Genomic DNA, 20,437 nt, shown 5'->3' on the forward strand with positions numbered 1-20,437 from the left:
CTATTTCGGTAGCGCGTAGTTAAGACTTATAAAAACAATAAACCCGCTTTACGCGGGTTTATTTTTCTCTTCATGAAACCAGATAATTTGTGCTTTCACGAGAGCAAATGGTTTGTCTTTCCGACAGCGCTCGATTTATTTGGCTTGGCCTTCTATTGGCACTACGCTACTTGCGTGTGAACCTTTTGGCCCTTTTTCAATCTCGTATGAGACTTGTTGGCCTGCTTTCAGTGTACGATAACCGTCCATTTGGATAGTTGAGTAGTGGGCGAAAATGTCTCCTTCCTCTTCGTCTGAACAAATAAACCCAAATCCCTTGGCATTGTTAAACCACTTTACTGTACCTGTAGCCATGCTTTTACATCCCTCATGCATTTTTTACTGATGTTGTTACTTCTCCAAGCTATCCCTTTAGCTTGACCTCATTGTTAGCCGTTGCTTTGTTGGTAATTGCTAACACACGTCGAGTGAGCATATCCATATTCATCAGGGTGTTAGAAAACCAACAAACCCAGAATGAGGATTTATGCATCAACACATTCCACTGTAGTCAATGAATCTCGACAGTCAATAGTGAAAGACAACAATCAGAAACATATTTGAAAACAAATCACTTTTGAGATTAACAACTTTGCAAAGTTATTTATGGCTGTTTGCCGAAGTTTAGTGAAAATCTCTGTAAGGTTCTGATATAAGGAAGATGAATACTAGATGTGAAGGTTACATTAGAAGATTCTACTGAATGAATGAAAAGTACGGTTTTCGTGATATTTAGTGTTTTTTCCCTGTAACTGTGATCTTGGCAGAATAAGAGAGGGTAATGACAGAAGATGAAGTGTGTCGAATATTTGTGAATCTAACGGCAAAAATATCGCGCCTCAGTGATAAAAATCTTTTATTTGCGCGCCTGCCGGAGGTGCATTAGTCTCTATATGAGGACGCAAATTTTATCTATCAAATTCGAATTAGGTGCCATATCTCACTACACCGCATGGTATGCTTATGGTAGATTGTTTTTATAGGTCGAAAACATCAACCCTTTGATACGATATCTTTGAATTGCCATGAGTAAAAATTTTGAATGGGTGACTCCAGACTCTGATCTTCTGGAGAGAGAAAGTACAAAAGTTCAGCCACCAAAGCTATATAACGTTGTACTCAACAATGATGACTACACACCTATGGATTTCGTCATAGAGGTACTTGAGCGATTCTTTTCACACGATATTGATAAAGCAACGCAAATCATGCTCAAGATTCACTATGAAGGAAAGGCAATTTGTGGCACATACAGTGCAGAAATTGCTGAAACAAAAGTAGCGCAAGTGACGATGTACTCAAGGGAAAATGAGCATCCGCTACTATGTACTATGGAGCAAGCGTAATAAGAAGACTTGCTCGAGCAACCCAAGTTGTTCTTTCGGGAGGTACTTATGCTAAATAAAGAACTAGAGTCAAGCCTTAACGGTGCATTCGCTCGTGCACGTGATAAACGCCACGAGTTCATGACTGTCGAACACCTCCTACTTGCATTATTAGAAAATGATGCAGCTAAGGAAGCCCTTCTAGCCTGCAAAGCGGACCTTGATGCTTTGCGAAATGAACTCGATATTTTTATCGACCAAACAACGCCGCTCATCCCGGAAAGTGATGAGACGCGCGAAACCCAGCCGACATTGAGTTTCCAGCGTGTACTTCAACGCGCCGTCTTCCATGTTCAGTCGTCTGGTCGCAGTGAAGTGACTGGGGCAAACGTCCTCGTTGCTATTTTCAGTGAGCAAGAGTCTCACGCTGCTTACCTACTTAAAAAGAACGATATCTCTCGTTTGGACATTGTTAACTTTATTTCTCACGGCATCACTAAAGCATCGGGTTCAAGTGAAGATTCCTCTTCATCTGATTCGTTTGGCTCAGAAGCACCTGAAGAAACCAACCCAGAAGAGCGTCTGGAAAGCTTTGCAACGAACCTAAACCAAGTTGCGAAAGCGGGTAATATCGACCCATTGATTGGTCGTGACAAAGAGCTTGAGCGCACGATTCAAGTGCTGTGCCGTCGTCGTAAGAACAACCCATTACTTGTGGGTGAAGCTGGCGTAGGTAAAACGGCTATCGCGGAAGGTCTTGCGTGGAGAATTGTAGAAGGCCAAGTGCCTGAAGTGATTCAAAATAGTGTGATTTATTCCTTAGATATCGGTTCTCTATTGGCTGGCACTAAATACCGTGGTGATTTTGAGAAACGCTTTAAGTCAGTTTTGAAGCAGCTTGAGAAAGAAGAAGATGCGATTCTGTTCATTGATGAAATTCATACCATCATCGGTGCGGGTGCAGCTTCTGGCGGTCAAGTTGACGCTGCTAACCTGATCAAACCTCTACTGAGTAGCGGTAAGTTGCGTTGTATCGGTTCAACGACGTACCAAGAGTACAGCAACATCTTTGAGAAAGAACGCGCGCTATCTCGCCGTTTCCAAAAGATCGATGTAGTAGAGCCTTCTTTGGATGATACGACGAAGATTTTGATTGGCCTTAAGCCTAAGTACGAAGCTCACCACGAAGTGCGTTACACCAACAAAGCATTGCGTGCTGCTGTAGAGCTATCAGCGAAGTACATTAACGAACGTCATCTACCAGATAAAGCCATTGATGTGATTGATGAGGCGGGTGCACGTAGCCGTCTAGCACCAGCAAGTCGTCGTAAGAAAACGGTCGGCGTAGCAGACATCGAAGCGATGGTTGCGAAAATGGCTCGTATTCCAGAGAAATCAGTGTCGTCTTCAGACAAAGACATTCTGAAGAATCTGGATGATAAGATGAAGATGCTTGTATTCGGTCAAGATACGGCGATTGATGCGCTGTCTGAAGCCATTAAGTTATCTCGTGCTGGTCTTGGCGTGGATAACAAACCTGTTGGTTCATTCTTGTTTGCGGGCCCTACAGGGGTTGGTAAAACAGAAGTTACTGTTCAGCTTTCTAAGTTGCTTGGTATCGAACTTCTTCGCTTCGATATGTCTGAGTACGGCGAACGTCATTCAGTCAGCCGCCTAATCGGTGCGCCTCCTGGCTACGTGGGCTATGACCAAGGTGGTCTGTTGACTGACGCTGTGCTTAAGCATCCACACTCAGTGGTTCTGCTTGATGAAATCGAGAAAGCACACCCAGATATCTTTAACTTGCTACTGCAAGTGATGGATAACGGTACGCTAACAGATAACAATGGTCGTAAAGCTGACTTCCGAAATGTCATTCTTGTTATGACAACCAACGCGGGTGTGGCAGAGACAGAGAAGAAATCTATCGGTCTTATCCAACAAGATAATAGTCATGACGCGATGGCGGAAATCAAGAAGGTGTTCACACCAGAATTCCGTAACCGTCTAGATAATATCATTTGGTTCAATAGCCTAGATGAAGCGGTGATCCACCAAGTGGTTGATAAGTTCATCGTGGAGCTTCAAGTTCAATTGGATGCTCGAGGCGTATCAATGGAAGTGTCGCAGGATGCTCGTCATTGGTTGGCACACAAAGGTTATGACAAAGCGATGGGCGCGCGTCCAATGGGACGTGTTATCCAAGAGCAGCTTAAGAAACCTTTGGCGAATGAACTTCTGTTCGGCTCATTGGTTGACGGTGGTACAGTGAAGGTAACGCTAGTGAAAGACGAGCTTAAGTTTGAATACCTAAGCGAGAAAGAAGCAGCACTTCACTAATTCTTTGTTGAAATCTATGTTAAAAGCGTGCGCTTAGGCGTGCGCTTTTTTGTGTCTGCAAGAATGGAGCAAGCCTGAGCCTGTGGAGTGTATTGAAACTCCCAAAAATAAGCTTAGTATTGAGAGCAAAAACAGACAATAAAAAACGGAGCCTTGAGCTCCGTTTTTTATTGTATTCGAAAATCAGAGATTAACGAGCACGGAAGACGATGCGGCCTTTAGAAAGGTCGTATGGAGTCATCTCTACAGTTACTTTATCACCAGTAAGGATACGGATGTAGTTCTTACGCATCTTGCCAGAGATGTGTGCAGTCACAACGTGACCGTTTTCAAGTTCAACGCGGAACATAGTGTTTGGTAGAGTGTCAAGCACAGTGCCTTGCATCTCAATTACGTCTTCTTTAGCCATTTAATCCTCTTTAGAAATTAGGCGGTATTAGCGCGCTTATTCTGCCGCTAAACAGTAATTATGTAAACTTGGGGCGTATTCTACCCTTGCCAACGCTGATTTACTAGCCTTTGGTGTCGTTGAAAACGAGTTTTGTAGTTCATCGCTGGACATTCATCGATCTGATAACCCAAATATAGCCAATGTTTATTCTCTCGTTGGCAATATTCGAGCTGGAAAAGTACCCCTAACGTCCCGAGAGATAAAGGATAGTCCGGATCGAAGAAGGTATAAAACGCACTTGCACATTTATCCATTATATCGGTAACGGCAACCGCGAGAAGTCGATCACTCTCGTCATAAATATGGAGAAATCCAGTGGTCAACCAAGTTGTTTGAGCGAACCGAGCAAACTCATCCTCTCTTGGTGGAAACATAGTGCCGTCTTTGTGTCGTTCACAGATATAGCGGCTGTAAAGGTCAAACCAATCTGGATCGAGCTCAGGTTTCATCTCCCAATGTAACGCCTTTCCTTTGCTCTGCAAACGCTTTTGGCTTTTTGAAGGGATGAAGTCAGGTACCGCAATTCGTATAGGTTGACATGCGTTGCAGTGCTGACAATGAGGCTTATAAATAGTATCGCCGCTGCGTCGAAAACCGTTGGCCATCAAAACTTGATAGTTGTCTTCTGTATGTAAGTTTTCGTCTAGCGCGACAGCCACTCGCTCTTCACGTTCAGGTAGGTAACTGCATGGATGGTTATTAGTTAATCCGATACGAATGTGCTGGAGATCTGTGCTCATGATACTGCGCCTTGCAAAACCTGTGGTTCAAACGTACCCAAATTAATGTTCCTGTCTCTTAAAGATAGTAGTTTTTGTACAAAGTCGTCACGCTCCAGCTCAAACGCGCCAAGTGAGGCCAGATGCGGATTCATTACTTGGCAATCAATTAATTGACCTTGGTTTGACGCCAAGTGCTCGCATAGATACCACAATGCGATTTTCGACGCGTTGTCTTTAAGGCTAAACATCGACTCACCACAAAAAAGTTGGCCGACGCTAATGCCGTACAAGCCGCCAATTAACTTCTCATCGTGCCATACTTCTACTGAGTGGCAGTGTCCGCGTCTCGCAAGCTCAATGTATGATGTCTGCATCTCTTCATTGAGCCAAGTTTCTTCTGCTGAGCGAGTTGAAGAGCATAATTGAATTACGCGTTCGGTTGCATTGTTTAGCGTTACTTTATACTGTTGTTTACGTTGAAACTTTTTCAAGCTTTTGGAAGGCTTAAATGCCAAAGGGTCAAAAACGGCTCGTGGAGATGGGCTCCACCATAGAATCGGCTCTCCCGGCCCATACCAAGGGAAAATGCCCTGATGATAGCCGTTTAGAATGCGATCAGGGTTAAGATCGCCGCCAAAAGCCAGCAAGCCATTTGGGTCATTCAATGCGTCGTATGGCGACGGAAAAGAATGTGAATCACCAAGTTCAGTTAAATAGATAGCCATAAAGAAAACTTTACCAACATCAGAGCCTATAGGAGCTTATTATGAGCGGAGTAAAACTTAATATAAAACGATGGGCATGGATCATACTGTTTTTGCCATTTTTCGCCAATGCAGCCTATGAAAGAAATGTAGCAAAGCCAGTTAACCAAGTGGTGTATGGCAAAGTCGATTCGGTGCGATACATTACACAGCAAGAGGTGAAGCAATCTCAAAGCAACGGATGGGAGACCTTACTAGGGGCGACGATCGGTGGTTTAGTCGGCAATCAATTTGGTGGTGGCACGGGTAAAGAAGTGGCGACGGCTGTTGGTGCATTGGCTGGTGCGGCGGTGGTGAGAAATCGCAGCAATTATGAATACACGGTTGAATACAAACTCGTTGAACTATTGATCAAGGTTGATGGCAACAAACTGATCAACGTCATTCAAGATGTTGATAACAGCATGTTATTTAATCGAGGTGATGAGGTGCGCATCCTGTATTTTGATGATGGTGTAAGGGTTGATATCGCTTATTAAGCCAACGTTTGCACTGCAAAACCTAAGCTGACTAATTATTCAAAAATTAGCATGGATTTACTCTGGTTTTGTGGTGGTTTTTTCGTTAGTCTGAATTCACGAAGAATTGTTTAGCTCTCAAAAACCTTGAAGTGAGGGCACAAAGGATTATCAACTTTTAATGGAAAGCCTAACGTTACAACCTATCAATAAAATTCAAGGGGAAGTGAACCTTCCTGGATCAAAAAGCGTTTCCAATCGAGCGTTACTGCTTGCTGCACTAGCAAAAGGTACGACTCGTTTGACCAACCTTCTCGACAGTGATGATATTCGCCACATGTTGAACGCTCTGACTAAACTCGGTGTTCAGTACCAATTGTCTGAGGACAAAACGGAATGTGTCGTAGAAGGTCTTGGTCGCCCATTTTCTGTCTCTGAACCTGTAGAGCTCTTTTTAGGCAATGCAGGTACAGCAATGCGTCCACTTGCTGCAGCCCTATGCTTAGGCGAAGGTGAATACGTTCTGACTGGCGAACCTAGAATGAAGGAACGCCCAATTGGTCACTTAGTCACGGCCCTAAAAGCGGCTGGCGCGGACGTAACGTATCTGGAAAATGAAAACTACCCACCACTAAAAATCGTAGGTACTGGACTTAAGTCGGGCTCTGTATCGATTGATGGTTCGATTTCTAGCCAATTCCTGACGGCATTTTTGATGTCAGCACCGTTGGCAGAAGGTGACATTCGCATCAACATCGAAGGTGAACTGGTTTCAAAACCATACATTGATATCACGCTGCACATCATGAAACAGTTTGGTGTGGATGTGATCAACAACGATTACCAAGAATTTGTGATTCCTGCGGGTCAACAGTACGTCGCTCCGGGTGACTTCTTGGTTGAAGGTGATGCATCATCTGCTTCTTACTTCTTGGCGGCAGCAGCCATCAAAGGTGGTGAAGTGAAAGTCACTGGTATTGGTAAAAACAGTATCCAAGGTGATATCCAATTCGCTGATGCGCTTGAAAAAATGGGTGCAGATATCGAATGGGGTGATGATTACGTTATCTCTCGTGTCGGCCAGCTGAAAGGCATCGATATGGACTACAACCATATTCCAGATGCGGCAATGACCATTGCGACAACAGCACTGTTTGCCGAAGGCACAACGGCGATTCGCAACGTGTACAACTGGCGTGTAAAAGAGACTGACCGTCTATCCGCTATGGCGACTGAGCTACGCAAAGTTGGCGCAGAGGTGGAAGAGGGCGAAGATTACATCATTGTGAAGCCTGTACCACAGCTTACGCACGCTGCGATTGATACCTACGACGATCACCGAATGGCGATGTGTTTCTCGCTGGTAGCGCTAAGCGACACGCCTGTGACGATTAACGATCCCAAGTGTACGTCGAAGACGTTCCCGGATTACTTCGATAAGTTGAAAGCGTTGAGCTGTTAATTCGTCTTGTATGAAAGAGAAAAGCCAGAGTGAGAACTCTGGCTTTTTTATTGAATTTGAAGCGCTTACTTGTTCAATGTGAACTCTTTTGAAAGGTGTTGCGCTAGGTATTTGAACATATTGAATACTGCTGTTGTATTAGTGGTCGGTAGACCTTTCTCATCGAGGAAGTACTCACCTTTAAATACCAATACATCGTCTTTTTCTTCTACGCTCGTCGCACGCATACCATCGATGTAGTCATCGTGCTCTTGGATGATTTGGTTTGCGATTAAAAGAAGGTCGAATTCTTCAATGTATTTTCTATCAGACATAACGCTCTCGTCATTCAATGAAACTTAAGTGAGCGCAGTATACCCACAATTGTCATGGGTTTGCATGCCTAAATCTCTGATTGCGTGTTTACGCTTTTATACCGGTATACATTTATATAGAGGCGTTATTGGTATATACGTGCAGTGGCTATTTTACGGTCTAATCTAAGGTTAAGTTCTGATCGCGAAAGAAAAAATATTTTGTGATGTGAGACAAAATTTATTGAATTCGACTAGCGAGAGGAATCTTTGCCTGCTTAGTATATGCCGCTCAAGACCTTTTTCAGAACCCTGCCTCATCAAAGTGCAAAGGCGATGAATTGTCAACCAATCGGATCTGAATTTCAAAAAAGCAGTTGATCTTCTTTTCATCTCGCACAATAGTAAAAAAAGAAGCAATGAAATAGAACATTATGCGGGTAGCTTCCTTAGGGGGCAGTTACCCGCATTATTATGAAGGACGTTAGAGTCAGTTATGGGTAAATCGCTCGTTATAGTGGAGTCACCAGCCAAGGCTAAGACGATAAATAAATATCTTGGTAAAGACTTTATTGTTAAGTCTAGTGTTGGTCACGTGCGTGATCTGCCTACGGCCGGTCAAAGCACTGGTGAGAAAAAAGCCGCTGCCATTTCTACAAAAGGAATGAGCCCTGAAGAGAAAGCGCGTGTCAAAAAAGAAAAAGACCGCAAAGCGCTAATCAAAAAAATGGGGATTAACCCATATCATGACTGGGATGCGAATTACCAAATCCTTCCAGGCAAAGAAAAAGTCGTAAGCGAACTGCAAAAATTAGCCAAAGACGCTGATTACGTTTACCTCGCAACCGATTTGGACCGCGAGGGGGAAGCAATCGCATGGCACCTTCGTGAGATCATCGGTGGCGATGAAGAGCGATACAAGCGCGTAGTGTTTAACGAGATCACTAAGAATGCTATCCAACAAGCTTTCCAGACACCTGGCGAGCTAAACATGGACGGTGTTAACGCACAGCAAGCACGTCGATTCATGGACCGAGTAGTAGGTTTCATGGTTTCTCCATTGCTATGGAAGAAAGTTGCGCGTGGTCTTTCAGCAGGTCGCGTACAATCAGTAGCGGTGAAGCTATTGGTTGAGCGTGAGCGTGAAATCAACGCTTTCATTCCAGAAGAGTTCTGGGATATCAACGCGAATACGCACACCAAAGACAAGACCGCATTCAAATTGCTTGTTGCACAAAAAGATGGCGTTGCGTTTAAGCCAGTCAACGAGGCAGAGACCAAAGCAGCGCTTTCGGTACTGGAAAAAGCGAGCTACGAAGTTTGTAAGCGTGAAGACCGCCCAACAAAGAGTAAGCCTTCTGCACCGTACATCACTTCAACACTGCAACAAGCGGCAAGCACTCGTCTTGGCTACGGCGTTAAGAAGACAATGATGCTCGCTCAACGTTTGTATGAAGCGGGTTACATCACCTATATGCGTACCGACTCTACCAACTTGAGTGCGGAAGCTGTAGATGCGGTTCGTGGATTCATCGGCTCTGAGTATGGTGACAAGTATCTTCCTGCTAAACCGCTAACATACGGTAGCAAAGAGGGCGCACAAGAAGCGCACGAAGCGATTCGTCCTTCCGATGTTTCTGTGAAATCAGAAGATCTACAAGGTGTTGATGCGGACGCACACAAACTTTACTCATTGATCTGGAATCAGTTCGTTGCTTGTCAAATGACGCCAGCAGAATACGATTCAACAACAATCAGTGTGAAAGCGGCAGAATACACGCTAAAAGCGAAAGGCCGTATCCTTAAGTTTGACGGTTGGACTCGCGTACAACGCCCAATGGGTAAAAACGAAGATACGATTCTTCCAGCTGTTCAGCTAGGCGAAAAGCTAGACTTAGAGTCATTAGAGCCTAAACAGCACTTTACTAAGCCACCTGCACGTTTTACAGAAGCGGCATTGGTTAAAGAGCTTGAGAAGCGCGGCATTGGCCGTCCTTCAACTTACGCTTCAATCATCTCTACGATCCAAGATCGCGGTTACGTGAAAGTTGAACAGCGTCGTTTCTATGCAGAAAAGATGGGCGAGATCGTTACTGACCGCCTAGATGACAGCTTTAACGACCTAATGAACTACGACTTCACGGCTCGTATGGAACAGAAGCTTGACCAAATCGCAGAAGGCGATGTGATGTGGAAAGATGTTCTAGACAACTTCTTCACAGACTTCACTGGCGATCTTGAGAAAGCGGAACAGGACGAAAACGAAGGCGGCATGAAACTGAATCACATTGTGATGACAGATATTGAGTGTCCAACTTGTGGTCGTCCAATGGGTATTCGTACTGCGTCTACCGGTGTGTTCCTTGGCTGTTCTGGTTACGCATTGCCACCTAAAGAGCGTTGTAAGACAACGATTAACTTAGGTGACGAAGATGGCATTATCAATGTTCTAGAAGAAGATGTGGAAACTGCAGCACTGCGTGCGAAGAAGCGTTGTCCTATCTGTGAAACAGCGATGGATGCATACCTGATCGACGATAAGCGTAAGATGCACGTTTGTGGTAACAACCCGAACTGTGAAGGCTACATCGTTGAACACGGCGAGTTCAAAGTGAAAGGCTACGATGGCCCAGTTGTTGAGTGTGACAAGTGTGGTTCTGACATGGTGCTTAAAAACGGTCGCTTCGGTAAATACATGGACTGTACGAGTGAGACGTGTAAGAACACTCGTAAGATTCTGAAGAATGGCGAAGTTGCGCCACCGAAGGAAGACCCAGTTCATTTCCCTGAACTGCCATGTGAAAACTCGGACGCTTACTTTGTTCTGCGTGATGGTGCTTCTGGCCTATTTATGGCAGCAAGCAACTTCCCTAAATCACGTGAAACTCGTGCTCCGTTGGTGTCTGAACTGGCTCGCTTCGAAGAACGTCTTCCGGAGAAGTTTAAGTACCTAACGACAGCGCCAGCAGCGGATCCAGATGGTCGCCCTGCAGTGGTTCGCTTTAGCCGTAAGAGCAAAGAAAACTACGTGCGTACTGAAGACAATGGCAAACCAAGTGGTTGGACTGCGTTGTTTGTTGACGGTAAGTGGGAAATCACAGATAAGCGCAAAAAAGCAAAAGCTTAAACATCAGGTTTAAATGGATAAGGCAGCGAATTCGCTGCCTTATTTTTTATCTGCTATTTTGTAAATCATTCATTTCATCAATGCTTTTTCCTTCAAGTTTTCTCCATTTTGTTTTCATCGAACGGTCATAGTTTCATCGTATCCTGTCGCAAAACTGCACTTGTGTAGTTAATCGGTTTGTAAATTGTTTTCACAATGTAATCGTTTGCGCTCTGATGTGTGATCAAGATACCGTATTGAGTAAGCAACATCTGTATATGACACGGAATGGCATATTTTAAATTGTAATTTAGTTCCAGTCCGATAACTTATTACACAAATAATGCAACTGTATGCTGTTATTTAGCGCCAAAAATAAAGAATAACTAAGGTGCTGGCGTACGAGGATGTGCAATAGCTTTTTTAGTTCGTGCTGTGAGGGTTCAAAGAAACTTGTCAGTGCGAATGTATTAACCTATTCGCTTGACTCCCCGAGTTCTGCTCATATCAAGCGAGTACCAGTTCCAAGCTATAACTATATATGGAGAACAACGAATGGCTGGTGTTTTGGGAATGATTCTTGCTGGCGGTGAAGGCTCTCGCTTGAGACCTTTAACGGAATCCCGCAGTAAACCTTCGGTCCCTTTTGGCGGGAGCTACCGACTTATTGATTTCGCTCTGAATAACTTTGTGAATGCGGATCTCATGCGCATTTACGTTCTTACTCAATTCAAATCTCAATCTCTATTCCACCACTTGAAAAAGGGTTGGAACATCAACGGTATTACCGACCGTTTTATCGACCCAATTCCTGCGCAAATGCGTACAGGTAAGCGTTGGTATGAAGGTACAGCGGATGCTATTTACCAAAACCTACGTTTTATGGAATTGGCGGAACCGGATCAAGTTTGTATCTTTGGTTCAGACCATATTTATAAAATGGACATCAAACAGATGTTGGCTTTCCACCAAGAGAAAGAGGCGTCACTAACGGTTTCAGCGCTTAGAATGCCGTTATCTGAAGCTTCTCAATTTGGTGTTATTGAAGTCGATAACGAAGGTCGTATGATCGGCTTTGAAGAGAAACCTGCAAACCCGAAATCTATTCCTGGCGACCCAGAACATGCGCTGGTTTCGATGGGGAACTACGTATTTGAAGCTCAGACGCTGTTTGCTGAGCTGATTGAAGATGCGGACAATGAAGCTTCTTCTCACGACTTCGGTAAAGACATCATTCCAAAGATGTTCCCACGTGGTGATGTGTTTGTTTACGACTTCAGTACTAACCGCATTACAGGTGAGAAAGAAGAAGTTTACTGGCGCGATGTAGGTACGATTGACGCGTACTGGCAAGCTCATATGGACCTGCTTGAGAAAGACGCAGCGTTCTCGCTATACAACCGCAAATGGCCACTGCACACTTACTACCCACCATTGCCACCTGCGACATTTACGGACTCTGACAATGGTCGAGTTCAGATCATCGACAGCTTAGTGTGTAACGGTAGCTACGTGCGCGGCTCCCGTATCGAAAAATCGGTACTTGGCTTCCGCAGCAACATCGCTTCTGCGTGTGACATTAGCCAATGTATTTTGCTTGGTGACGTGAAAGTTGGAGAAGGTTGTGTACTTCGCCGCGTGATTGTAGATAAAGATGCGGATATTGCACCGGGCACGCAAATTGGTGTAAATCTACAAGAAGATAAGAAACACTACCATGTGTCAGATGATGGCATTGTTGTAATTCCAAAAGGAGCACGTGTTGGCTACTAACAATTTGTCTGTTCTGTTTGTAGCGTCTGAAGTCGAAGGACTGATCAAGAGTGGTGGCTTGGCTGATGTAGCCAAGGCACTGCCGGAAGCCCTTCAAAATCTTCAGCAAGATGTACGAATTTCTATACCAGCCTATACCGGCATTGAGCAGTTATCAGAGGCGGAAACCGTTCTTGAGACAGAGCTAACGAGTTGGCCTCATACCGCTTACCGTGTCCTAAAGCTAACGCTCGGCGACAATCCAGTTTACCTGATTGATTGCCCTCCGTATTTCAATCGTCCTTCCATGTATGCGGAAAATAACCAGGCTTATACCGACAACGGCGAGCGCTTTGCTTTTTTCAGCGCTGCTTGCCTTGATATGTTACCTAAGCTTGGTTTTCAACCAGATATTGTACATGCCAATGACTGGCATACTGGGTTAGTTCCATTCTTGCTAAAACATCGTTACGGTCACGACGCTTTCTTTGCTAATACTCGCAGCGTTATCTCTATCCATAATGCGGTATTCAAAGGGGTATTTAGCTATGACGATGTTCAGTGTCTTCCTGAGTTTCATTCCCGAAATGTACCAGACGCAGCGGTAAGCGCTACGCACATCACCATGCTTAAAGCGGGGGTGATGAACGCAGATAAAATCAATGCGGTCAGCCCAACTTATGCAGAAGAGCTTAAAACTGAGCTGGGAAGCCATGGTATGGCGTGGGAATTTCAGCAACGTGCTGGAGATTTGGTTGGTATTCTTAATGGCTGCGATTACGGCACTTGGAACCCAGAAACCGATTCGAGTTTACCGCTAAACTACAAAGCGAATCGACAAAGTATGGTTCGTGGTAAAAACGCATGTAAGAAGCCGCTGCAAGAACAACTGGGTCTTGAAGCGTCCGATTGTGCCATGTTTGGTATGGTGTGCCGCCTGACACAGCAAAAAGGGGTTCATTATCTCTTGCCGGCATTGGCTGATTTTCTAAAACACGATGTTCAGCTTGTTGTGGTTGGTACTGGCGATCCTATTCTGGCTGCGCAGTTACGAGATGTTGCCGCACAGTTTTCGGATAAGTTTGTTTTTGTTGAAGCTTATGACAACGAGCTCGCACACTTGGTTGAGGCCGGCTCAGATTTCTTCTTAATGCCTTCTGAGTTTGAACCTTGTGGTTTGAACCAAATCTACAGCATGGCTTATGGCACTTTGCCTATCGTTCGTGGGGTCGGGGGCTTAAAAGATAGCGTGAATGACTACGACGTTGATCCAACAGACGCAACGGGTTTTGTTTTTTATGAACCGACGCCACAAGGATTGCTGCTTACCATGCTACGAGCATTATTGCTGTATGCACAAAATGTGAACGAAGTAAGGCGAGTACAACTGCATGCTATGCAAAAAGACTTTTGTTGGCGCAAAGCGGCTGAAGAGTATTTGCAATTGTATAGAGCTGCGTTAAATTGACGCAAAATTTTTAGAAAGTGTAACGAAAGGCACCGGATTAGGTGCCTTTATTACTCTTGCCCTAATAGAGTGTGTTAGGATTTATTTATTTCTGTTCACAAAGAATGTTTTTCATACTGATACATGACTCAGCCACTTTTATTCCACAAAACCTATTTACACCCTACTAGTAAGGAGTGGGTCGTTTTCGTTCATGGTGCTGGTGGCAGTTCTTCGATATGGTTTAAACAGATCAAGGCTTATAAGCAGCACTTCAATTTATTGCTGATTGATCTTCGAGGACACGGAAAATCCAATCAACTGCTTAAAGAGTTGATGACAAGCCGTTATACCTTTACGGCAGTCACCCAAGATATTTTAAAAGTCCTAGATCACCTTAAGATTCAGTCCGCGCACTTTGTCGGTATGTCTCTGGGGACCATCATTGTTCGTAACCTTGCCGAGCTGGCTTCAGAACGCGTACGCTCTATGGTTCTTGGCGGGGCGGTGACACGTTTGAATACACGCTCTCAAATCCTAGTGAGACTTGGCAACCTCGGTAAGCATATCCTGCCATACATGTGGCTGTATAAGTTATTTGCTTACATTGTGATGCCACAGAAGAACCAACGTGAATCGCGACATCTATTTATTCGCGAAGCAAAGAAGCTGTGCCAGAAAGAATTCAAACGTTGGTTTATTTTGGCTGCGGACGTGAACCCGTTGATGCGATATTTTAAAGATCGTGAGCTTCCAATCCCAACCCTATACTTGATGGGGGATAGAGATTATATGTTCATTAAACCTGTCAAAGAGATGGTTGCGGTACACAAGCTCAGCGTCTTGCGCGAAATTCCTGATTGTGGACACGTGTGCAATGTGGAAAGACCAGACGACTTTAACCAGCATTCTATCGAGTTCATTAAGCAGCAAAGTCTAGCGGCTTAATAGAGCTCTCAGTCAGACCCAAAGAGTAGGGGAGCCATTATGGCTCCCCTATTTGATATCCACATTGCCAGCATGCCCCAAACTGACCTTCATTTTGTTCTGAACATTGTGGGCATTGCCAATCTTGATATGTTCGGTCCGCTTGTTGTCGATAATCTTCAACAATGGCTGACGCTTTCAACTCTTGCTCTGGATGTAAAAGCCAAACATACGGGTCTGTATCATCGCCAAATGGCAGTTCGCCTTTCAAGCCAAACATTCCCTCGCCTCTTACTTCACAAGCTATCTGTTCGGTTTTTAGAAGCTCGCAAACGATATGAGCTTCAGCAGGATTCTTGGCGACGTATATTTTCATTAAGCGTTTCCGTTTTGTACTTGAGCAGGGCGAACTTTATTCATAACCCATTTTGCGATGATTGGGAACAAACCAAGTAACGCAAATGACGCTAATACGGTCGGCGACACAATACCTGATAGGCTATCGATGGTGGCGAGCTGAGTACCAGCGTTTAAGTACACGGCAGTGCCTGGCAGCATACCGATTTGGCTGGTTAAGTAAAAACGCGCAATGGTCATCGGTGTTAACCCCATCAATAAGTTGATAAGGAAAAACGGAAAGACGGGAATCAAGCGCAGAGAAAACAGGTAAAAGGCACCGTCTTTTCCAACGCCTTGGTTAATCGCACTCAGTTTACTCCCAAACTTACTTTGTACCCATTCTCTCAATAGGTAACGGCTACTCAAGAAAGCAATCGTAGCGCCGATGGTGCTGGCAAAAGAAACCAACAATAAGCTAGTCCAAAAACCAAACAAGGCAGCACCGAGCAGGGTAACGACAGCTGCGCCTGGAATCGAAAACGCAGTGATGGCGATATAAGCAAAGAAATAGGTCGCGGCGGCGTATATGAAGTTTTGGTCAATAAAGCTATTTAACGCCTCTTGTTGTGCTTTTGCATTTTCTAGGGTTAGGTATTGACCAAAATTTACACCTAGAAAGAGGATGGTCGCGACTAGGATCAGTCCTAAAATCAGTTTCTTATTCATATCAATTGCTCCGTTTGGCTTCTTAAATAATAAGACAGAATGGAATAAGAAAAATTTCAAAAAAAAACCGCAGCGTGAAAACTGCGGCTTTTACTCAATGTCATACTGATATGAACGCGCTACGGGAGAGCACTCATCAATTCTTTTCGGCGAGACTGAGGTACGACGCTCCAATGTGTACCGTTGATTGCGCCCTCTAGCGCCCACAACAACTCAAGGCTTACCGTTGAGGCATGCGTATCTTGGATTGCTTTGTAAGCGTTTAAGGCACCTTCTTCTTCTAGCTGCTCGACAGAGTCAATGCCTGCTTTCTTCAACATGCGTTCGGTTGCTAGGCGAAGATTCGGAAGGTCTTTCAATCGGTTAGGTTTGGTGCTCGCTTGTTGCTTTTTCTCTTGCTTAGCGGTCTCTAGAGATTGCTTTGCAACTTCAATCAAGCGATCGGTTGAATCCCATAGATCATCAGAAATCGCATAGTATTTCGTAACAACTGGGAAACCACGTTTCTTGTAGACGTACGGTTTTAGTCCTTGAGTCTCGAAGTCAGAAGATGTTTGTCGGTCAGCTCGAATGTGAAGTTGGTTGTTTACGACTAGCGCAAACATCGTTTCATCAGCGAAGAGCCCGAAGCCGCCAAACATTGAGCGCGACTTGATATTACCAAGTGCCTCAAACAGCTTCATTGAGTCTTTGAGTATCGGTTTATCCATGGTGTGTTATCTCGGTGTAATTAATATTACGCCACCAAAAATCAGGTCCGAGAGATTAGCAAATGCATGCAGACACAATGTCATTAAAGGGTAAACTCACTTAATGCATATTTGCCATCGGTAACCCCGCTACCTTCCATCTAATTCGATGGTTCAGGCCGGAGGCTTTGCGTCCCACCCTTTCGAATGGTTTGCCCTGTGCGTGACCATTTGAGAATACTTCGTATATTGAATTAACATCACGTTTCAAACATCAAAGTGTGATCTTGGTTCAGTTGATAGTGCTATTTTGATGTGTTTAGTTTCATATTTTGGGCTGTCTACTTGTCATACTAAAGCTTGATGTAGGAAATGGGCTACAAGTGAGTTAAAACAGCAACTTATCTTAGCCTTTGATTGTATAAGCGATGTCGAATGTTTCAAAAAAGTTATTTTACGCAATAAAAAAGCGCCCCGAAGAGCGCTTTATAAAAACTGAGGTGAAATTAGTTCAATTTCTTAACTGTATTGCGAACTACGATCTCTGGCTGCATCTCAAACACACGCTTTTCGTGCTCTTTGTCTTTGATGCGCTCTAGTAGAATTTCAAACGCGTTTTTACCCACACGACGTTTCGGTTGGTGGATCGTCGTTAGCGGCGGTGAGAAGTACTCTGCAAGCTCAATGTTGTCGTAGCCGATAACGGATATGTCATCTGGTACTTTGATGCCGTTTTGTTGTAGACGGCTCATCAAACCTAACGCCATTGTGTCGTTAAAGCAGAATACAGCAGTTGGGCGTTTTTCCATTGCAGTGATGTTGTCTGCAGCAAGTACTGCTGTATCACACTCGAAGTTACCTTCAAGAACCCAATCTTCGTTTACTGCAAGATTTGCTTCAGCCATTGCACGACGGTAGCCTGCGATACGCTCTTGGCACGCCGCCTTTTCAAAGTGGCCGCTCAAACATGCGATGTCAGTATGACCGTTGTCGATCAGGTATTTCGTCGCGATGTAACCGCCTTCTTCTGAGTTATCAATGATCTTATCTGCTTGTGAGCTTTCTGGGCCCCAGTCCATTACCACTTTAGGAATGTCTGAATGGCGATCAAGCATCTCTTTTAGCTCTTCCGTAAGGTCAGAACACATTACTAGGATGCCGTCTACGCGTTTCTCTGCAAGCATGCGGATGTAGTCACGTTGTTTCTCGTAGATACCACCAGTGTTACATAAGATTAGTGTGTAACCTTGACGGTAACAGTAGCTTTCAACACCATCGATCACTTCAGAGAAGAATAGGTTGGTTGATTGAGTAACTAACATACCGATAGTACGAGTAGAGTTGCATTTCAAACTACGAGCAACAGCACTTGGCGCGTAATTGAGCTCATCCACTGCTTTCATTACTTTTTCTTGAGTGGTCTCTGCAACAAAGCGAGTTTTGTTAATTACGTGCGAAACTGTTGTGGTAGAAACGCCGGCTAAGCGAGCAACGTCTTTAATAGTGGCCATAAATGATGTCCTGTATCGAGCTACTGAATACCGTAGTGAAGACAACCATATGCTTAGGGTCTTGCGCAAACCGAGCAACTGCAGAAAGGGCATTGCTGAGATATTTGGCAGCGGTTGTTCCGAAATCGGTATAAAAAGGTTTGTAGCAACATTTGTTGCTGAAACGCCTATTCCTGTCTTACATAAATGAGAAATAGGTCAGCAATCATGTTAAGAAAACACAAAAACCGCTATATTTCAGCGGTTTACATATAAATCATATTTAATCGTTTGCGCTCACATTTTAGACTGATGTGGGCAGGCTGGCAATATTTTCAGCGGTTGTTTTGTGCCTTTGAGGTCACATTTTAACGGCTAAATTTGTTGGGTTTCTATGAGCCAGATTAAAAATAAACGAATAAAATAGGGAGCCTAAATAGCAGGCTCCCTAAAATAGGCGGCAATTATTCACCAAGAAGGTAGGTGCTGTCCAGTTTACAGAATGCAATTAATAGTTGCGCAACGCTAACATAGAAGCCAAATTCATCGAATTGCTTACATTTAGCAGCAAACTGAGGCAACCAAGTCATAAGGTGCTGCTGGATGAATTCGTTCTGTTTCTCGAACGCTTCTTCCATATGCTTTTCTTGCTCTAGTTCGTTTGAGCGAATGATCATGTTGCCTAAGAAATCCAGCTCTACCGCTAAATGGTCGGCTGGTTCTTTAAGGTTTTCGTCTACCTGCACGCCAAAATCAGCCATCAGCTTTTCCATCTCTTCTGCTGGTTTATCATTTAGCAGGCCAGATTTACCGATATACATAGAGGCGTAAGGCAGTGCGCCGTGTTTTTCTGTTTTAAGGAAAAGTTCGCAGAAGTCTGCAGCTAATTCTAGCTGAGCGTCTTCACGATCTTGTAGGCGGTTGAGTGCATCAACAAGGGTATCAACGGCTGGTTTCAGTGATTCATTTTCACCAAGGCCGACTAAAAAGCTTCGAATTTCAACACTGTGGTAGGTTTCCAATTCGTTTTCTGTCAGCTCTTTTGCGAACAGGCTAGAAAACCACCAATAGATCTCGGCGCGTTTTTCGTTAAAAGCTTTCACTTCTTGCATTTTTTTGCTCCTGAATGATTCTCCCTTAAGTGTAAACAATTAAGATGAATAGCAGTAACTATAATTGTTATGCTTTGTGGGAAAATATTCGTAGTTATGTATAGCCGTAAATAAGCTTGCTTTGAATCAATAAAATCGCAAAATCTTGCATTTTAATGGTTCTACGACTAGAAATGTTACTAGTTATGAATAGAATACGTCTTGGATAATAAAAAGACAGAAAGTGGTGTAAATGAGCTATCACGTATTAGTCGTAGAAGATGATGTTGTAACTCGTAGTAAGCTTGCGGGCTATTTCCAAAAAGAAGGCTACAAAGTCAGTGAAGCAGAAAGTGGCGCAGAGATGCGTGAAGTGCTGCAAGGTGGCGATGTAGATTTAATTATGCTGGATATTAACTTGCCTGGCGAAGACGGCCTGATGCTTACGCGTGAATTACGCAGCCAATCAGATATCGGCATCATATTAGTGACAGGACGCACGGATAGCATTGACAAAATCGTTGGCCTAGAAATGGGCGCAGACGATTATGTGACAAAGCCTTTTGAACTAAGGGAATTACTAGTTCGCGTTAAGAACTTGTTATGGCGCATTTCTGCGGCTCGCAACGGTTCTCAAAAAGCAGCCAGCGACACTAATGAAGAACACATTGTGCGCTTCGGTGAGTGGACGTTTGATATTCAACGTCGTGCTCTAAGCCGTAATGGTGAGCCAGTGAAACTAACGAAAGCAGAATATGAGCTATTAGTTGCACTGTCTTCGTACCCAAATCAGGTACTTAGCCGTGAGCGCATTTTGAATATGATCAGCCACCGAGTGGATGCGCCAAACGATCGTACTATCGACGTTTTGATTCGCCGCATGCGAGCTAAGATGGAGTTTGATCCTAAGAATCCACAAATCTTTGTGACGGTTCACGGTGAAGGCTACATGTTCGCTGGTGACTAAATCATTGCAGTAAAGAAAAAGGAGAGCATTGGCTCTAATGCCGATCAGT

19 protein-coding genes and 1 riboswitch are annotated in these 20,437 nt (G+C 44.2%); of the genes, 9 read left to right on the plus strand and 10 right to left on the minus strand.

Features of this window, described 5'->3' with window-relative positions; all coding sequences use genetic code 11:
- Window positions 1-135: 135 nt before the first annotated feature.
- Window positions 136-354 (minus strand): cold shock domain-containing protein CspD, encoded by a 219-nt coding sequence (gene cspD, locus KIV40_RS13320; RefSeq protein WP_005427548.1) that lies wholly within the window; start codon window positions 352-354, stop codon window positions 136-138.
- A 710-nt stretch (window positions 355-1,064) separates the two neighbouring features.
- On the opposite strand from cspD, the gene clpS reads away from it, so the two are divergent.
- The gene (gene clpS / locus KIV40_RS13325; RefSeq protein ID WP_005427554.1) at window positions 1,065-1,385 is read left to right on the plus strand and encodes an ATP-dependent Clp protease adapter ClpS; all 321 of its coding nucleotides are present in this window, start codon (window positions 1,065-1,067) and stop codon (window positions 1,383-1,385) included.
- A 48-nt stretch (window positions 1,386-1,433) separates the two neighbouring features.
- Window positions 1,434-3,704 (plus strand): ATP-dependent Clp protease ATP-binding subunit ClpA, encoded by a 2,271-nt coding sequence (clpA, locus tag KIV40_RS13330; RefSeq protein WP_012127424.1) that lies wholly within the window; start codon window positions 1,434-1,436, stop codon window positions 3,702-3,704.
- Between the two features lie 190 nt (window positions 3,705-3,894).
- Here clpA and infA read toward each other — a convergent pair whose 3' ends face one another.
- The 3 genes from infA to aat form a co-directional block, all read right to left on the minus strand.
- Window positions 3,895-4,113 carry a translation initiation factor IF-1 gene (infA, locus tag KIV40_RS13335; protein ID WP_001040192.1) on the minus strand — a complete coding sequence of 73 codons (219 nt, stop codon included), beginning with the start codon at window positions 4,111-4,113 and terminating at the stop codon, window positions 3,895-3,897.
- A gap of 80 nt (window positions 4,114-4,193) precedes the next feature.
- The gene (locus KIV40_RS13340; protein ID WP_005532832.1) at window positions 4,194-4,895 is read right to left on the minus strand and encodes an arginyltransferase; all 702 of its coding nucleotides are present in this window, start codon (window positions 4,893-4,895) and stop codon (window positions 4,194-4,196) included.
- Entirely contained in the window at window positions 4,892-5,602 is a 711-nt protein-coding gene (gene aat / locus KIV40_RS13345) for a leucyl/phenylalanyl-tRNA--protein transferase (RefSeq protein WP_012127426.1), read from the minus strand. The genes KIV40_RS13340 and aat overlap by 4 nt, the downstream gene beginning before the upstream one ends.
- A 41-nt stretch (window positions 5,603-5,643) precedes the next feature.
- On the opposite strand from aat, the gene KIV40_RS13350 reads away from it, so the two are divergent.
- Both KIV40_RS13350 and aroA read left to right on the plus strand, forming a co-directional pair.
- Window positions 5,644-6,120 (plus strand): glycine zipper 2TM domain-containing protein, encoded by a 477-nt coding sequence (locus KIV40_RS13350; RefSeq protein ID WP_012127427.1) that lies wholly within the window; start codon window positions 5,644-5,646, stop codon window positions 6,118-6,120.
- Window positions 6,121-6,280: 160 nt separating this feature from the next.
- Window positions 6,281-7,561 carry a 3-phosphoshikimate 1-carboxyvinyltransferase gene (gene aroA, locus KIV40_RS13355; protein WP_103413407.1) on the plus strand — a complete coding sequence of 427 codons (1,281 nt, stop codon included), beginning with the start codon at window positions 6,281-6,283 and terminating at the stop codon, window positions 7,559-7,561.
- Window positions 7,562-7,626: 65 nt separating this feature from the next.
- Here aroA and KIV40_RS13360 read toward each other — a convergent pair whose 3' ends face one another.
- Entirely contained in the window at window positions 7,627-7,875 is a 249-nt protein-coding gene (locus KIV40_RS13360) for a YciN family protein (RefSeq protein WP_285349645.1), read from the minus strand.
- A 475-nt stretch (window positions 7,876-8,350) separates the two neighbouring features.
- Here KIV40_RS13360 and topA point away from each other — a divergent pair, with 475 nt between their 5' ends.
- The 4 genes from topA (at window position 8,351) to KIV40_RS13380 (ending at window position 15,107) form a co-directional block, all read left to right on the plus strand.
- On the plus strand, window positions 8,351-10,981 hold the full coding sequence (topA, locus tag KIV40_RS13365; RefSeq protein ID WP_012127429.1) for a type I DNA topoisomerase: 2,631 nt from the start codon (window positions 8,351-8,353) through the stop codon (window positions 10,979-10,981).
- 534 nt (window positions 10,982-11,515) lie between these two features.
- Entirely contained in the window at window positions 11,516-12,733 is a 1,218-nt protein-coding gene (gene glgC / locus KIV40_RS13370; protein WP_005426320.1) for a glucose-1-phosphate adenylyltransferase, read from the plus strand.
- Window positions 12,723-14,180 carry a glycogen synthase GlgA gene (glgA, locus tag KIV40_RS13375; protein WP_285349647.1) on the plus strand — a complete coding sequence of 486 codons (1,458 nt, stop codon included), beginning with the start codon at window positions 12,723-12,725 and terminating at the stop codon, window positions 14,178-14,180. The genes glgC and glgA overlap by 11 nt, the downstream gene beginning before the upstream one ends.
- 123 nt (window positions 14,181-14,303) lie before the next feature.
- Window positions 14,304-15,107: an alpha/beta fold hydrolase gene (locus KIV40_RS13380; RefSeq protein ID WP_038889183.1), complete on the plus strand. Its 804-nt coding sequence runs from the start codon at window positions 14,304-14,306 to the stop codon at window positions 15,105-15,107.
- A gap of 37 nt (window positions 15,108-15,144) precedes the next feature.
- On the opposite strand, the gene KIV40_RS13385 is transcribed toward KIV40_RS13380, so the two are convergent.
- From KIV40_RS13385 to torD, 5 genes are all read right to left on the minus strand, one after another.
- The gene (locus KIV40_RS13385) at window positions 15,145-15,462 is read right to left on the minus strand and encodes a putative signal transducing protein (protein ID WP_010645812.1); all 318 of its coding nucleotides are present in this window, start codon (window positions 15,460-15,462) and stop codon (window positions 15,145-15,147) included.
- Window positions 15,462-16,151 carry a TVP38/TMEM64 family protein gene (locus tag KIV40_RS13390; RefSeq protein ID WP_285349651.1) on the minus strand — a complete coding sequence of 230 codons (690 nt, stop codon included), beginning with the start codon at window positions 16,149-16,151 and terminating at the stop codon, window positions 15,462-15,464. Before KIV40_RS13390 ends, KIV40_RS13385 begins: the two co-directional genes overlap by 1 nt.
- 119 nt (window positions 16,152-16,270) lie before the next feature.
- Window positions 16,271-16,861, minus strand: a complete 591-nt coding sequence (locus KIV40_RS13395) for a TfoX/Sxy family DNA transformation protein (protein ID WP_103410082.1) — start codon at window positions 16,859-16,861, stop codon at window positions 16,271-16,273.
- Between the two features lie 116 nt (window positions 16,862-16,977).
- A riboswitch (cyclic di-GMP riboswitch) is annotated at window positions 16,978-17,067 on the minus strand.
- 279 nt (window positions 17,068-17,346) lie between these two features.
- Window positions 17,347-18,351, minus strand: coding sequence for an HTH-type transcriptional repressor PurR (gene purR, locus KIV40_RS13400; protein WP_005426185.1), 1,005 nt, complete (start codon window positions 18,349-18,351; stop codon window positions 17,347-17,349).
- A gap of 443 nt (window positions 18,352-18,794) precedes the next feature.
- Entirely contained in the window at window positions 18,795-19,442 is a 648-nt protein-coding gene (gene torD, locus KIV40_RS13405) for a molecular chaperone TorD (protein ID WP_285349652.1), read from the minus strand.
- A gap of 232 nt (window positions 19,443-19,674) precedes the next feature.
- Between torD and torR the strand changes: the two genes are divergently transcribed.
- Window positions 19,675-20,388: a two-component system response regulator TorR gene (gene torR, locus KIV40_RS13410; protein ID WP_103410081.1), complete on the plus strand. Its 714-nt coding sequence runs from the start codon at window positions 19,675-19,677 to the stop codon at window positions 20,386-20,388.
- The last annotated feature ends 49 nt before the right edge of the window (window positions 20,389-20,437 follow it).

The organism is Vibrio sp. D173a (genome assembly GCF_030248475.1).

Coding starts and splice junctions, on each gene's coding strand:
- cspD (WP_005427548.1), bottom strand. CDS start 354: ATGGCTACAGGTACAGTAAAGTGGTTTAACAATGCCAAGGGATTTGGG.
- clpA (WP_012127424.1), top strand. CDS start 1,434: ATGCTAAATAAAGAACTAGAGTCAAGCCTTAACGGTGCATTCGCTCGT.
- torR (WP_103410081.1), top strand. CDS start 19,675: ATGAGCTATCACGTATTAGTCGTAGAAGATGATGTTGTAACTCGTAGT.
- KIV40_RS13385 (WP_010645812.1), bottom strand. CDS start 15,462: ATGAAAATATACGTCGCCAAGAATCCTGCTGAAGCTCATATCGTTTGC.
- KIV40_RS13360 (WP_285349645.1), bottom strand. CDS start 7,875: ATGTCTGATAGAAAATACATTGAAGAATTCGACCTTCTTTTAATCGCA.
- torD (WP_285349652.1), bottom strand. CDS start 19,442: ATGCAAGAAGTGAAAGCTTTTAACGAAAAACGCGCCGAGATCTATTGG.
- KIV40_RS13340 (WP_005532832.1), bottom strand. CDS start 4,895: ATGAGCACAGATCTCCAGCACATTCGTATCGGATTAACTAATAACCAT.
- clpS (WP_005427554.1), top strand. CDS start 1,065: ATGAGTAAAAATTTTGAATGGGTGACTCCAGACTCTGATCTTCTGGAG.
- KIV40_RS13395 (WP_103410082.1), bottom strand. CDS start 16,861: ATGGATAAACCGATACTCAAAGACTCAATGAAGCTGTTTGAGGCACTT.
- glgC (WP_005426320.1), top strand. CDS start 11,516: ATGGCTGGTGTTTTGGGAATGATTCTTGCTGGCGGTGAAGGCTCTCGC.
- infA (WP_001040192.1), bottom strand. CDS start 4,113: ATGGCTAAAGAAGACGTAATTGAGATGCAAGGCACTGTGCTTGACACT.
- KIV40_RS13380 (WP_038889183.1), top strand. CDS start 14,304: ATGACTCAGCCACTTTTATTCCACAAAACCTATTTACACCCTACTAGT.
- KIV40_RS13390 (WP_285349651.1), bottom strand. CDS start 16,151: ATGAATAAGAAACTGATTTTAGGACTGATCCTAGTCGCGACCATCCTC.
- topA (WP_012127429.1), top strand. CDS start 8,351: ATGGGTAAATCGCTCGTTATAGTGGAGTCACCAGCCAAGGCTAAGACG.
- purR (WP_005426185.1), bottom strand. CDS start 18,351: ATGGCCACTATTAAAGACGTTGCTCGCTTAGCCGGCGTTTCTACCACA.
- aroA (WP_103413407.1), top strand. CDS start 6,281: ATGGAAAGCCTAACGTTACAACCTATCAATAAAATTCAAGGGGAAGTG.
- KIV40_RS13350 (WP_012127427.1), top strand. CDS start 5,644: ATGAGCGGAGTAAAACTTAATATAAAACGATGGGCATGGATCATACTG.
- aat (WP_012127426.1), bottom strand. CDS start 5,602: ATGGCTATCTATTTAACTGAACTTGGTGATTCACATTCTTTTCCGTCG.